Source organism: Kribbella swartbergensis (genome assembly GCF_054784135.1).
In genome coordinates this window covers 28,467-42,079 of sequence record NZ_BAAGPM010000018.1, presented here as the reverse complement: position 1 = coordinate 42,079, position 13,613 = coordinate 28,467, and the positions used below count along the sequence as shown (strand labels likewise).

11 protein-coding genes are annotated in these 13,613 nt (G+C 68.8%); 4 read left to right on the top strand and 7 right to left on the bottom strand.

Annotated features, from left to right (window positions below; all coding sequences use genetic code 11):
* Positions 1–309: 309 nt before the first annotated feature.
* Positions 310–750: a YdeI/OmpD-associated family protein gene (locus ACYVOK_RS15535; RefSeq protein ID WP_460663115.1), complete on the top strand. Its 441-nt coding sequence runs from the start codon at positions 310–312 to the stop codon at positions 748–750.
* Here the strand turns inward: ACYVOK_RS15535 and ACYVOK_RS15530 are convergent.
* The gene (locus ACYVOK_RS15530; RefSeq protein ID WP_460663114.1) at positions 737–3,886 is read right to left on the bottom strand and encodes a helix-turn-helix transcriptional regulator; all 3,150 of its coding nucleotides are present in this window, start codon (positions 3,884–3,886) and stop codon (positions 737–739) included. The genes ACYVOK_RS15535 and ACYVOK_RS15530 overlap by 14 nt on opposite strands.
* A gap of 99 nt (positions 3,887–3,985) precedes the next feature.
* Between ACYVOK_RS15530 and ACYVOK_RS15525 the strand changes: the two genes are divergently transcribed.
* Complete coding sequence (locus ACYVOK_RS15525) at positions 3,986–5,425, top strand: Nramp family divalent metal transporter (protein WP_460663113.1); 1,440 nt, start codon at positions 3,986–3,988, stop codon at positions 5,423–5,425.
* A gap of 46 nt (positions 5,426–5,471) precedes the next feature.
* Here ACYVOK_RS15525 and ACYVOK_RS15520 read toward each other — a convergent pair whose 3' ends face one another.
* Both ACYVOK_RS15520 and ACYVOK_RS15515 read right to left on the bottom strand, forming a co-directional pair.
* Positions 5,472–6,260, bottom strand: coding sequence for a hypothetical protein (locus ACYVOK_RS15520; protein WP_460663112.1), 789 nt, complete (start codon positions 6,258–6,260; stop codon positions 5,472–5,474).
* 100 nt (positions 6,261–6,360) lie between these two features.
* Positions 6,361–7,290 carry an SMP-30/gluconolactonase/LRE family protein gene (locus tag ACYVOK_RS15515; protein WP_460663111.1) on the bottom strand — a complete coding sequence of 310 codons (930 nt, stop codon included), beginning with the start codon at positions 7,288–7,290 and terminating at the stop codon, positions 6,361–6,363.
* A 176-nt stretch (positions 7,291–7,466) separates the two neighbouring features.
* Between ACYVOK_RS15515 and ACYVOK_RS15510 the strand changes: the two genes are divergently transcribed.
* A complete protein-coding gene (locus tag ACYVOK_RS15510; protein WP_460663110.1) occupies positions 7,467–7,946 on the top strand; it encodes a MarR family winged helix-turn-helix transcriptional regulator in 480 nt (159 codons plus the stop codon).
* Positions 7,947–8,011: 65 nt separating this feature from the next.
* Positions 8,012–9,793 (top strand): acetyl/propionyl/methylcrotonyl-CoA carboxylase subunit alpha, encoded by a 1,782-nt coding sequence (locus ACYVOK_RS15505; RefSeq protein ID WP_460663109.1) that lies wholly within the window; start codon positions 8,012–8,014, stop codon positions 9,791–9,793.
* 275 nt (positions 9,794–10,068) lie between these two features.
* Here the strand turns inward: ACYVOK_RS15505 and ACYVOK_RS15500 are convergent, their stop codons facing one another.
* The 4 genes from ACYVOK_RS15500 to ACYVOK_RS15485 all read right to left on the bottom strand — a co-directional run bounded on the left by ACYVOK_RS15500 (position 10,069) and on the right by ACYVOK_RS15485 (position 13,613).
* Complete coding sequence (locus ACYVOK_RS15500) at positions 10,069–10,506, bottom strand: PIN domain-containing protein (protein WP_460663108.1); 438 nt, start codon at positions 10,504–10,506, stop codon at positions 10,069–10,071.
* A complete protein-coding gene (locus ACYVOK_RS15495) occupies positions 10,503–10,712 on the bottom strand; it encodes a type II toxin-antitoxin system VapB family antitoxin (RefSeq protein WP_460663107.1) in 210 nt (69 codons plus the stop codon). Before ACYVOK_RS15495 ends, ACYVOK_RS15500 begins: the two co-directional genes overlap by 4 nt.
* Before the next feature lie 259 nt (positions 10,713–10,971).
* Complete coding sequence (locus tag ACYVOK_RS15490; protein WP_460663106.1) at positions 10,972–12,276, bottom strand: amidase family protein; 1,305 nt, start codon at positions 12,274–12,276, stop codon at positions 10,972–10,974.
* Positions 12,273–13,613, bottom strand: a complete 1,341-nt coding sequence (locus ACYVOK_RS15485; protein ID WP_460663105.1) for an MFS transporter — start codon at positions 13,611–13,613, stop codon at positions 12,273–12,275. The genes ACYVOK_RS15490 and ACYVOK_RS15485 overlap by 4 nt, the downstream gene beginning before the upstream one ends.

Sequence of the window (13,613 nt, the reverse complement as noted above, 5' to 3'; positions counted from 1 at the left end):
TGGGCGGTTTCACCACTCAACCGCTACCAGCACCCCTCCCCAGCACGACCAACACCATGCGACCACCACACGAAGGTCTGGCGGGATATGCCACGTACCGGTACCACCTGGCGGGGGAAGAAACGGACCAGCAACTCATAGAGCACCAGTAACCCGGCGACGATTGCCGGGCTCAGCGAATGGTCGAGAGCTGGAGGTGGTGGGACATGCCGGTCCGGCGGGTCGTCACGAGCACAGCTGGCAGAGCGGCGAATTCCGTCCCTCCACTCAGATACACGTCAACCCTTCTCGCCTTTGTACCTTGGGGGGATGGAGACGTTTGAGGGGACGGTTGTGGTGAATGACGGGGGTGGGGCTTGGGTGGAGGTGCCGGGGGAGGTGGTGGTTGCGCTTGGTGGGGGTGGGCGGATTCCGGTGCGGGCTTCGTTCGACGGGCTCGACTACCGTGGATCGATTGCGTCGATGGGTGGGTGCATGGTGCTCGGGCTGCTGAAGAGCATCCGGGAGCAGTTGGGAAAGGGGGACGGCGACTCGGTCACCGTGACGGTCGAACGGGATACGTCCGAGCGGACCGTTGACGTACCGACGGATCTTGCCGCCGCGCTCGACGGCGCGGGGCTTCGGGAGGCGTTCGACAAGTTGAGCTACAGCCACCGGCGCGAGCACGTGAACGCGATCAACGAGGCCAAGAAGCCGGAGACCCGGGAACGCCGGATCGCCAAGGCCGTGGAGATGCTCAAGACCTCTTGAGCGACGCGAGTTCGGTGCGGTTGGCGACACCGAGCTTGGCGTACACGTGCGCGAGATGCGTCTTCACCGTGCCGCGACTCATGTACAGCCGCGCCCCGATCTCCGGGTTGCTCAACCCCTCAACGGCCAGTGCGACCACCTCACGCTCGGTCGGGGTGAGGCTAGCCCACCCGGACGACGGCCGTCCACGTGCTCCACGCGTACGGCGTACGTACTCGACGGCCTCCTCGATCGTCAGCGGCGTCTCGTCCGTGGTCGGCAACTCCGGCCGATCGGGTGGTGCGGCGTACTGGAGGTCGGAGCGCGCAGCGGCCGCCGCAGTGGCGAGACGGACCGCGTCGGTGGCGCGGTTGGTGTGATTCGCCAGCAGGGCAAGGGATTCCAGGCTGTTGACGATGTAGGTCCGCAGGCCGCGGTCGACCCTGATGGTCAACGCCTCGTGCAGGATCTCCGCCGCCTTGTCCGGCTGCTCGGCGATCAGTTCGCGGCCGAGTTGATCGAGCGCATCGGCAAGGACCCTTGGCAGGTTGTAGCGACGGGCCAGCGCCACCGCGCGTTCCAGGACGTCCGGCGGGTTGTGGAGTGCGGCGGCGTACGTCGGCAGGAGCATCGCCGGAACGTACGTCTCGGCCAGCGGCCCATCCGGGTCGACGTCCCGTCGCATCCACTCGACGGCGGACTCGTTGTCACCACCGAGGTACGACAGCAGACCCATGACCTGGCCGAGGTTCGGCACGACCGCGGCATCCGCCAGATCCAGAATCGGCCGCATCACCTCGTAGGCGTCGTCGAGGCGACCGGATCGGGCCAGGAGCGTCGCCAACTGCCCGCGGGCCACGCCAACGCGGTGGAAGTCGGCCAGCGGTTCGGCGGTCGCGAGCGCCTGCTCGGCGACCTCGACAGCCTGCGGCAGGTGTCCGGTCGCCGCGAGGCTCTCGGACTGCACGAGGAGCACGGTGGCAGCAACGCCGCGTTCGCCACGCGCAAGGAGGCCCGGGATCACGGTGTCGAGCAGCGGCGGTAGCTCGTCGTGCCGGTCCCACAAGGCCAGCAGCACACACTGCAGGGCGACATTGGCGTCCCGCGCGACCTCGTCGCCGATGCCTTCGGCCAGCCGCCGTCCTTCCTCGGTCAGCTCCCACGCTTCCTGGAAGTCGGTGAAGAACCTGCCGACGGCGACCAGCGCGAGGAAGAGCGAGCGCAGCCGGTCGTCACCCAGCTCGGTCGCCAGGTCGAGTCCCCGGCCGGCAGCGTCGTATCCGAACGGATCCACGGTGTCCGCCACCGTGGCGTACCCGTACAGCAAACGGGCCTGCAGCAACGACCGCTCGTCCGGCGCGAGCTCGATCGCCCGCCTCAGGTAACCGATCCCCTCCGGTCCGGTCGCCCGCAGGTTCCACATCCAGGGCAGTGCGGCCGCCAGCCGCCGGCCGCGCGCGGGATCGGTCGACAATCCGTAGTCCAGCGCCGCGCGGTAGTTCTCCCGATCCGGTTCGATCACCGAACGCCACTTGTCGCGATCACTGGCCAGCAACGGCTCAGCCGCTTCGGCCGTGGCGAGGAAGTAGTCGAGATGGAGGTCCTGCACCCGCTCACCGGATTCGCGCAGCCGCAGACCGGCGTACTCGCGAATCGTCTCCAGCAGCCGATACCGCCCGCCGTCGGCCACCACGAGCGATTTGTCGACAAGCCGCGCCAGGATCTCCAGTACGGCGGACGTGCCGCAGACCGCCTGCGCCGCGTCGAGGGTGAAACCGCCCGCGAACACGGCAAGCCGGCGGAACACCTGCCGTTCGTCATCGTCGAGCAGGTCGTGACTCCAGTCGATCGACGCGGCCAGGGTCTGCTGTCGCGCGGCTACTCCCCTGGTGTTGCGGATGAGCAGGCCGAAGCGGTCGTCCAGGCCGGCCTCGATCTGCTCCGGTGTCAGCGTGCGTACCCAGGCCGCGGCCAATTCGAGTGCCAGCGGCATCCCGTCGAGACGGAGGCAGATCGAGCGGATCGCCTTCTCCGACTCGGGAAACTCCGAACCGGCCCGCTCGATGAACAGAGTCATCGCTTCGTCCGGCGCCAAGGCCGGCACCCGCCAGACCGCCTCACCCGGGACGTCCAGCGGTTCGCGGCTCGTCGCCAGCACCGAAACCTCGGGACAGGCCGTCTGGAGGGCGAGCACGAACTCCGCGACGCCGTCGATCACCTGCTCGCAGTTGTCCAGGCAAATCAGGGTCCGCTTGGTCTTCAGCTGCCCGGCGAGCAGTCGCGTGCTGTCACCTGTCTCGACCAGTACGCCGACTGCGGCCGCGACCGCTTCGGGGATCTGGGCACTCTCGGTGACGGCGGCGAGGTCGACCCACCAGACGCCGTCGGGCCAGCGTTCGGCGAGTTGGGCTGCGACGTGTGCGGCCAGGCGGGTTTTCCCACTCCCGCCCGGACCGGTCAGTGTCACCAGCCGGTTTCCGGACAGTTGGGTCCGCAGCGCCGCCAGTTGGGTCTGCCGGCCGACGAAGCTGGTGAACATCACCGGCAGGTTGTTCGGCACCAGATCCAAGGACCGCAGGAGCCCACCCCTCGCTCCGCTCGGGGCGGCGGTGGGACGAACACCCCTCGCTCCGCTCGCGGTGGAGGTGGGACCAGCAACCCACGCTCCACTCGGCGCGGACGTGGGACGAGCACCCCCCGGTCCGCTCGCGGCGGAGGTGGGGGTCGCGGGGGTGGGGTCGGAGGTTGAAGTGAGCTCGAAGATGCGTTCGGGGGAGCCTAGATCCCTGAGGCGGTGGATGCCCAGGTCGGTGACCTCGTCCGGTGACACCGGCACCGATGCCGTCAGCAACGTTTGACCCGGGTTCGCGGCTTCCAGCAACTGTTCGGCATGCCGCACCGCCGGACCGGTCGACGGAGCAGTGTGTACGGCGATCCGCAGCAGCTCACCCGCCGGTACGCCGGCCGCCGCCGACCGCAGCGTCTTGGCCGCCGCGATCGCCTCGGCCGGGTCCTCGAAGACCACGACCGGCCCGGCGGCATCACGCCGTACCAGCTTCTCCCCCGGCAACGTCCCGGCCAGCCCCGCCAGCCGGACGTGCGCGGGAACGCTCGCGGCCCCGGCATACGACGCCACCAGCACGGTCACCCCACTCATGCACCGCAGTCTGCCAGTCCGGCTGTGTCGGGTCGCTTGTGCCGACTGGGTTCGCTATCGTCCGGACAGAGTGCGGGGGCCGAGGAAGTGAGGAGCCTGATGGCAGAGACCACATCCAGTGACCACGGCAGATTCGCACTGCCGACCAAGAACCTGCCCGCCCCGCAGGTCCGCGACCTGCCCGAGCCACCCACCAACACCTGGCGGATCATCGGCCCGGGCATGGTGGGCGCCGGCGTCGGTCTGGCGTCCGGTGAGTTCATCCTGTGGCCGTACATCTCCAGCCAGGTCGGCCTGGTGTTCCTCTGGGGCATGGTCGTCGGCGTGATCATCCAGTGGTTCCTGAACATGGAGATCGAGCGGTACACGCTGGCCACTGGTGAGACAGCGTTGACCGGCTTCAACCGCTACGGCAAGCACTGGGGCCTGTTCTTCGCGATCATGACGTACTTCGCGAATATGTGGCCCGGCTGGGCGACCAGTTCGGCGTCGATGCTCACCTACCTGCTGGGAGCGGGCGACCCGCGCTGGATCGCGATCGGCATCCTGCTGTTCATCGGCGTCATCCTGACCCTGGCGCCGGTGGTGTACGTGATGCTCGAGCGGCTGATCTTCGTCAAGGTCGCGGCCGTCGGGCTGCTCGTCGTCCTGGCGCTGATCTTCGCGATCCGGGGCCGGACCTACGACGCGCTCGGCGACGCGGTCACCAACCCGCAGTTCCCGGTGGAGACGCTCGGTTTCGCGCTGATGATGGGCGCGATCGCGTACGCCGGGGCCGGCGGCGGCCAGAACCTGGTGCAGAGCAACTGGATCCGGGACAAGGGGTTCGGCATGGGCACCCATGTGCCGCGCCTGGTCTCCCCGATCACCGGTGAGGAGGAGGCGGACCCGAGGGCCAACGGCTACGTCTTCACGCCCGACGAGGCGAACATGGCGCGCTGGCGGCGCTGGTGGAAGTTCGCCAACATCGAGCAGGCAGCGACGTTCGTGGCGATCACCGTGCTCACGATCGCGTTCACCTCGATGCTCGCGCACGCGACGCTGTTCGGCGACGAGAGCGTCCAGAACAACATCGGCTTCCTGAAGATCGAGGGCACCACGCTGCAGAACGTGGTCGGCGGCTGGTTCGGCAACCTGTTCTGGGCGATCGGCGCGTTCTCGCTGTTCGCGTCGGCGGCCGGCATCGTCGACTACACGTCGCGACTCACGTCGGACATGATCAAGGCCCGCTACCTGCGCGACTCGCAGGTCACCGAGTCCAGACTGTACTTCTGGCTGGTCTGGGGCCTGGTTGCCTTCGGCATCATCGTGCTGCTGTCGGGTCTGACCCAGCCGCTGGTGCTGCTGGTCATCTCCGCCTGTACCGCGGGGACGATGATGTTCGTCTACTCGGGCCTGTTGTGGTGGATGAACTCCCACGCGCTCCCGAAGGCCATCCGGATCAGCCCGGTCCGCGCTGCGGTCATGCTGTTCGCCTTCCTGGCCTTCGGCTTCCTGGCCGTCTTCACCGTCATCGACCAGGTCCAGAAGAACTTCTGACCGATCCCGGGTACGGCGCCGACGGCGTCGTACCCGGGTCAGTCGGTCAGCCCAGGAAGTCGACGACGGCGCGCTCGGCGGCGCCGCGTCGTTCGATCGGGGCCCCGCTGCCGTCCCGTACCTTCCGATACAGCTCGACGGAGGCCTTCAAGGCCCGCAGGCAGCCTTCCCTGTCCACGGTGGCCACGGTCTCGCTGAACTCCGGAACCAACTCCGGCACCAGCGTCTCCAGTCGCCGTACGCCGGAAGGCTTGGGCGTCCGGCCGTGGATCGCCAGCGGGGCGATCGCGGCCGAGCGGATCTGAGCCAGCGCACCCAGAGCATCGAACAACTCACCCCGGCCGATCTTCACCGCGGTGTAGTGCACCCATACCCAGAACCGGTCCTCGATCCACTGCGGATCCGGCTGCGGCCACTGGGCCGCGGACTCGGCGAGCACCTGGTCGACACTCTCGTCGCGCTGCCACAACACGACACCGTCCTCGACCCGCTCCCGCAGGTCCTCGGCCGTGACGAACTTCAGATCGACATGCACCAGCGGCGGTCCGTACAGCGCGATCAACAGCCTCGGCTCACCGACGTGCTCCCCCGTGAAGCTCGAGAGCAACGGCCCGAGCTTGCGAGCGAAACCATGGGCATCCGCCAGACAGTCCGCCTGCCCCTCCGGGGTACAGACCAGGACCAGGTCCAGATCCGAGTACTCGTCACTGGTCCCGCTGGCGATCGATCCACCGGCGACAACTGCCAGCAGCCGACTGTCCGCGGAAGCTTCGGCCACCACCGCTTCGGCGATCTCCCGAAGGTGCGCGGGCACCAGATCGGTCGAGGTCGTCACGACTCCTCCTTCTGCTTGATGTCCGAGGAGCATGCCGCAATCCCGGGTCCGGGGACCAAGCGTTTTCCGGGACCAACGCCGTGGGCGTCGTACCGGGGTGTCAGCGGTGTGGGCCGTACGGGCCGGGGGCGCCGTTGACCGTGGTGAAGAGGGAGTAGACCGACGTGGTGGCGGTGATGAACAGGCGGTTCCGCTTGGCGCCGCCCCAAGTCAGGTTGGAGACGGTCTCGGGGACCAGGAGTTTGCCGAGCAGCGTGCCGTCCGGGTGGTAGACGTGAACGCCGTCCGCCGCCGAGGCCCAGATCCGGCCCTCGGTGTCGAGCCGGATGCCGTCGAAGATCCCGTTGCCGCACTCGGCGAACACCTCACCGCCGGACAGCTTGTCGCCGTTGACGGTGAAGACCCGCATCGTGGCCTCTTCCGAGTCGGTGATGTAGAGCAACGACTCGTCCGGCGAGAAGGCCAGCCCGTTCGGCCGGTTGAAGTCGTCGGCGACCCGGGTCAGCACCCCGTGGGGCGACACCCGGTACACGTGACACCCGCCGGTCTCGACCTCGCCCTTGTACCCCTCGTAGTCGGTGTCGATGCCGTACGCCGGGTCCGTGAACCACACCGAACCGTCCCGCTTGACCACCACGTCGTTCGGGCTGTTCAGCCGCTTCCCGTCGTACCCGTCGGCGAGCACGGTGATCGCGCCGTGGTGCTCGGTCCGGGTCACCCGGCGGTTGCCGTGCTCACAGCTGACCAGCCGGCCCTCGGTGTCGAGCGTGTGCCCGTTGGTGTTCCCGGCCGGGTGGCGGAAAATCGACACCTGGTACGAGGTCTCGTCCCAGCGCAGGATGCGGTCGTTCGGGATGTCGCTCCAGAGCAGGTACCGCCCGGCCGGCGAGTAGACGGGACCTTCGACCCACCGCCCACCGGTCCACAGCCGCTCGAGCAGCCGGTCTCCCCGGATACCGTCGAACCGGTCGTCCAGCTTCTCCCAGACAGCCGGCGCCGTACCGGCCAGCGGCTCGAGAATGCCCGTCATCGTCACTCCTCACGACTCGCCTGCACGTCCGCGGAGAGCCTATTCCCTCACCACGGCGTCGCGCCGCTCCCGGTCAGCAGCCAAGACGCGACCCGGCCGGAGTGCTATGCCCAGCCCGCCAAGGGCCCAGATGCTGGAGGAAGTCAACTATCGAGATCCTTGGCTAAACTCGGGACGTGGCTTCGGAACGGGATCAACTGGCCGGGCTCGCCCAGCAGGTGATGGACGTCTCGCAGTGGATGGCGCGGCACTACAACCAGCGCTTCGCCGCCGACCTCGGCCTGACCGACACCCTGGCCCGCTCCCTGCTGCAACTCGATCCCGATCACCCGGTGCCGACCCGGGCGCTCGCCTCGATGCTCGGCTGCGACCCTTCGAACGTGACGCCGTTCGTCGACAGGCTGGAAAAGGCCGGCCTGATCGAGCGGCAGGTCGACCCGCACGACCGGCGGGTCAAGACGCTGGTGGTGACGACGGAGGGCCGGGCCATGCTCGAGCGGATGAACGACATCCGCGGTACCGACTCCCCGCCCCTGCAGGTACTCACCCCGTCGGAGCGCGACACGCTGGAGAAACTGCTCGGCAAGGCGTGGACCGCGGCCAAGGCGTACGAGGCCGAGCAGTGCGCGCGGATCCACGGCAAGGGCCAGGTGTGAGAAACGCCCTGTCTCCCCGAAGGGGTCCTTGACCCTAGACTCGGGCTGGCCGAAGGGAGTCAGCTGTGTCCGACAGCAAGCAGATCACCAAGGTTCTGGTCGCCAACCGCGGCGAGATCGCCGTCCGGGTCATCCGTGCCGCCGCCGACGCCGAGTTGGGCAGCGTCGCCGTGTACGCCGAGCAGGACCGCGACGCCCTGTTCGTCCGGCTCGCCGACGAGGCGTACTCGCTGGACGGCTCGACTCCGGCCGACTCCTACCTCAACATCGAGAAGATCCTCGACGTCGCGGCTCGCTCCGGTGCGGACGCCGTACACCCGGGGTACGGCTTCCTGGCCGAGAACGCGGCGTTCGCCCAGGCGGTGCTCGACGCCGGGCTGATCTGGATCGGTCCGCCGCCGTCGGCCATCGACTCCCTCGGCGACAAGGTCAAGGCCCGGCACATCGCCGAGAAGGTCGGCGCCCCGCAGGTCCCCGGCACGCCGGACCCGGTCGCCGACGCGTCCGAGGTGGTCGCCTTCGCGGAGCAGCACGGGCTGCCGATCGCGATCAAGGCGGCGTACGGCGGTGGCGGACGCGGCATGAAGGTCGCCCGCACGATGGAGGAGATCCCGGAACTGTACGACTCCGCCGTACGGGAGGCGGTCAGCGCCTTCGGCCGCGGCGAGTGCTTCGTCGAGCGCTACCTGGACAAGCCGCGGCACGTCGAGACGCAGTGCCTGGCCGATGCCCACGGCAACGTCGTGGTCGTGTCCACCCGGGACTGCTCACTGCAGCGCCGGTACCAGAAACTGGTCGAGGAGGCGCCCGCTCCGTTCCTGTCCGGGGAGCAGCTGGAGACGCTGTACTCGGCGTCGAAGGCGATCCTGCGCGAGGCCAGGTACGTCGGTGCCGGCACCTGTGAGTTCCTGGTCGGGCAGGACGGGATGATCTCGTTCCTCGAGGTGAACACCCGGCTGCAGGTCGAGCACCCGGTCTCCGAGGAGGTGACCGGGCTGGACCTGGTCCGGGAGATGTTCCGGATCGCGCAGGGCGAGGAACTCGGGTACGACGACCCGGTCGTGTCCGGTCACTCGATCGAGTTCCGGATCAACGCCGAGGACGCCGGCCGTGGTTTCCTCCCCGCCCCGGGAACGCTGACCCGCTGGCACGCCCCGTCCGGTCCGGGCGTCCGGCTCGACGGCGGCTACGACCAGGGCGAGACGGTCCCGGGTGCCTTTGACTCGCTGGTGGCGAAACTGATCGTCACCGGACGCGACCGGACCCAGGCGCTGGAGCGGTCGCGGCGGGCGCTCCGCGAGTTCGTGGTCGAGGGGATGCCGACGGTCATCCCGTTCCACGCCTCCGTGGTGTCGGACCCGGCGTTCGTCGGCGACGACGGGTTCAAGGTGCACACCCGGTGGATCGAGACCGAGTACGACAACCGGATCCCGCCGTACGACGGGCCGGTCGCCGAGACACCCGAGGCCGCGGAACGCGAGAAGGTCACCGTCGAGGTCGGCGGCAAGCGTCTAGAGGTCGTCCTTCCGGCCGGTCTCGGCGCGACCGCGGTGGCCGCCGGTGCGGGCGCCGGAGCGAAGAAGAAGCCGGCCCGGCGGGCGGGCGGCTCCGGCAAGTCCTCGGCGACTTCCGGTGACACGCTGACGTCACCGATGCAGGGCACCATCGTCAAGATCGCCGTCGAAGAAGGCCAGACCGTCGCCGAAGGCGACCTGGTCGTCGTCCTCGAGGCAATGAAGATGGAACAACCCCTCAACGCCCACAAGTCCGGCACCATCACCGCCCTCACCGCCCAAGTAGGCGCCACAGTCACCGCCGGCGCCCCCCTCTGCGAAATCAAAGACTAAAACGCCCCGCCTCTGGCGGTCGTTCCGTCGGCGGCCCCGGCGGCGGTCGTTCTGTTGCCGCCTCCGGCGGCGGTCATTCTGTTGCCGCCTCCGGCGGCGGTCATTCTGTTGCCGCCTCCGGCGGCGGTCGTTTCCGGCGGCGGCGGCCGTCGTTCTGTTGCCGCCCCCGGCGGCCGTCGTTCTGTTGCCGCCCCCGGCGGATGCCGCCATCGGCGGTGTGCCCGGCTGGTGACACGCGCCGCGGCGCCCGGGGCAGCGCGTACTTCGGTCGACCCTCAGTCGAGCGAACCGCGGGGGGCCACCCAGAGATGTGGCTGCCCCGTGACGGCGGCAATGTGTTCGAAGTCGGCGTCGTAGTGAAGAATCACCGCTCCATGCTGCTCGGCAACCGCGGCAGTCAGTACGTCGATCACACCCGCAGCCCGATGCTTTCCACGAGCCGCCATCCGGAGTTGCACCTCGCGAGCCCGCTCGGCCACCGACTCCGTGATCGGCAAGGTCACGTACAACGACCGCCTCCGCTCGGCGATCGTCTTGACATCCTGATGATTCCGTCCCGAGTACCCGGCTTCCAGGTCGACGGTGACACACGTGGCCGCGGCCCGGTCCACGACCAGCCCGGCAATGACCGAGCGCACAGCCGGGTGCTTGCTGCGTGCCTGCACCGAGGTGTCGACGAGGTACAGCTGCCCGACGGTCGCGACTGCGCTCAACGACGCGCCCCGCGCATGACCTCCGGGTCGTCGATATCCGGACCGACGCCGAACGCGTACGGGTCGTCCAGCAACGCCTCGATCCGCTCGCGCCGCCTGGCCACGAACGCCAGGGCGGCATTCACCGTGTCCTTCTTCGTCACCGTCCCCAGCTCCCGCGCCGCCAACGCCAACGCCTCGTCGTCCACATCGATCACCGTCTTCACCCCATCGACGATATCCGCAGCTATATATACTGCCGCAGCTCTGTATATACAAATTGATCGAATCGTTGCCCCCGAATGCGACGTCGGCCGGCGCGAGGGCTTGATTGGGTCCGGAGTTGCGGTGGGCGGGGAGGCCTTGCCAGCGGAGGTCTTGGAGGGTTCTGGCGACCTTCTGGAGCTGAGCCGGGGTGGCGCGCGGCTGGCCAGATGGCGAGGTTTCCGTGGCGCCGGAGATGCTCTGGGATCTTTGGTGGCAGCGTCAGGCCTCAGCCGGTGCTGGGGTTGGAGTGAGGGACTCGAGTTGGGCTACTGCTGAGAGGATGCGGCGGTCCTGCCCGGAGGTCGCGGACAGTTGTAGGGACGCGGACGTGGGAGCCGAGGGATGGTCGAGTGTGATGGGCATGACGGCGCTCGGACTGTCGAGGTAGCTCAGGGCCATGGTGAGTCTGAGGGCTCTGGCGTTCAACGCGTCCTCCGTCTCCGGCGATGATCGAACCTGCTGCAGCGTAGGTGCGTCGATCTCGACCGGCGGGCTGACGAGAATCGCCCCGCCGAGTTCGCGGCGGAACTCCGCGCGCAAGGCGGGCATCGCCGCCCTGAGCGGCTCGGCCGAGCGCTCTCGGGCACGCAGCCGGGCACGCTCGAGCCGCCGGCGGACCGGCGCCCCGAACTGCCCGGGATGCCGATCGAGGTGTGGTCCGTAGGCCGCCAGGGCTTCTTCCTCGACGATCGGCAGGTGCTGAGCATGGATCGTCCGGGTGACGTCGAGCGACTCGATCCGGCGGCGTTCGAACCGGAGCCCGTACGCGCGCAGAGCGTCGACGGCCGCATGAAATCGCTCGAGTACGCCGACGTCGCAGGTCTCGAGGTACTCGTCGTGCGGCAGCACGAACGTCGTCGGGCCGCTCTCCTCCGGCGGCCGAGGATCGCGAGCGAGCACTGTGTCCATCGTGAGCAGCGCCGCGGGGTCGGAGGCCATGATCCCGACCGTGTCGAGTGTGGGTGCCAGGGGCAACATCCCCGCGTCCGGGTAGCGCCGAAGGCTCGGCCGGAACCCGAAGATGCCCGCCCAGGCGGCCGGGATGCGTGCGGATCCGGACGTGTCGCTCGCGAGCGCGATGGGCACGATGCCCGCTCGGACGGCAGCCGCGGAACCGGACGACGAGCCCCCGACGAGGTGATCGAGTCCGTCGCGGTGCAGGGTCGGCGTGCCGAAGCGATCGTTGACACCGAGCCCCGAGTAGGCGAGCTCGCTGAGCGTCGTCTTCCCGATGCACACGGCACCGGCTTCGGTGAGGCGGCGTACCGCTTCGGCATCGTGGCGTGCGTGCGGACGGCGGTCGAGGAACTGCGAGGCCCCGGAGGTCCGAGTCCCGGCGATGTCGAAGACGTCCTTCACGGCGAGCGGTACACCGGCGAGCGGGCCGCCGTACGTCGTGGCCCGTGCGGTGTCCTGGTCGGCCCGCGCAGGCGTCAGCTGGAGAAAGATGTCCCGTGCGGCGCGCGCGGAGGCGAGCGCCTTCGCCGTCCGATCGCCTGCCACCACCCCGGCAACGACCGTCACGCGGGCCGCCTTTCCGGAACGGCCACGACGGCGGCAGCCACGAGGGCGCGGTCCCTCGACTCTTCGCCGAGCAGTACCGTGCCGATCAGGCCGGCGAGGTTCACGCCCGCGAGCAGCCACATCACTCCGCCGGTCCCCCAGTCGGTGAGGATCGTGGGCAGCAGAAAGGTGCTGGCGACCGCGCCGATCCGGCTGATCGCCACGACGATCCCGGTCGCCGTCGCCCGGACGGCGGTGGGGAACAGTTCGTTGGGCACGATGATCTCGATGAAGTTCGACGCCCCGGAGGCGAGGGCATAGACGGCCAGCGCCGCGAACAGGACCGCCGGCGGCGCTTCGGGGAAGATCGCGACGACGGCGAACGCCGCGGCCATGATCACGAAGGTGAACGTCAGCAGCGGAATACGTCCGATGCGGTCGACCAGCCACAGGCCCGGCACGCTGCCGACGACGAACAGCAAAGCGATGATGACTTCCGGAAGGTACGGCGATTCCGTGCCGATGCCGAGGCGATGCAGCAGGGTCGGCCCGAAGCTGTAGATCGCGAACAGCGGGACGACGTGTGCGATGAAGAAGATGCTGACGTAGGCGATGCGCCGGATCGAGGTGCGGTTGAGCAGGGCCGCCGCGGGCGCAACGGCCGGTTCGACCAGTTCGTCGAGCCGAACGTGTGGTCCCCAGATCTCGTGGGCGATCTTCTCGGCCTCGGCACGACGGCCGCGGCTGAGCAGCCAGCGCGGCGATTCGGGCGCACTCAGACGCAGCACCAGCGTGACGACGCCGATGACCGCCGGCGAGGCGAGCATCCAGCGCCACGCACCGTCGCCGGCGAATGACAGCAGCCAGCCGGCGCCGGCGGCCAGGGCGGCGCCGACGCCGAAGGCCGCGAACAGCGCGCCGAGCAGACGCCCGCGATAACGGCTCGGCACGAACTCGGCCAGCAGTGAGCTCGCGATCGGGTAGTCGGCACCGATCATGACCCCCAGCACGAAGCGCAGTACGACGAGTTGCCAGGCGTCGGTCACCAGGGCGCTGAGCACCGAGACCACGCTCAGCGCGACCAGGTTCGCGATGTACATCACCTTGCGGCCGATGCGATCGGTCAGCCGGCCGAACACCAGGCCCCCGACCAGGATCCCGGCGAGCGCGGCCGCGGCCGCGAGGCCGATCTCGGTGGCATCCAGGTCGAGCGCGGGAGCGAGGGTGATGAGTGCGAGGCCGATGATCGTCACGGCATAGCCGTCGAGCAGCGGCCCGCCCGCGGAGAACATCGTCAGTTTGAGGTGGAACTTCGTCAACGGCGCACGATCGATGAAGGACTGCGGGACGTCGCTCAT

What these genes read in the sequence shown, in the direction of transcription:
- ACYVOK_RS15535 (WP_460663115.1), top strand. Translation starts at nt 310, where the DNA reads ATGGAGACGTTTGAGGGGACGGTTGTGGTGAATGACGGGGGTGGGGCT.
- ACYVOK_RS15530 (WP_460663114.1), bottom strand. Translation starts at nt 3,886, where the DNA reads ATGAGTGGGGTGACCGTGCTGGTGGCGTCGTATGCCGGGGCCGCGAGC.
- ACYVOK_RS15525 (WP_460663113.1), top strand. Translation starts at nt 3,986, where the DNA reads ATGGCAGAGACCACATCCAGTGACCACGGCAGATTCGCACTGCCGACC.
- ACYVOK_RS15515 (WP_460663111.1), bottom strand. Translation starts at nt 7,290, where the DNA reads ATGACGGGCATTCTCGAGCCGCTGGCCGGTACGGCGCCGGCTGTCTGG.
- ACYVOK_RS15485 (WP_460663105.1), bottom strand. Translation starts at nt 13,613, where the DNA reads ATGAGCGACGTCCCGCAGTCCTTCATCGATCGTGCGCCGTTGACGAAG.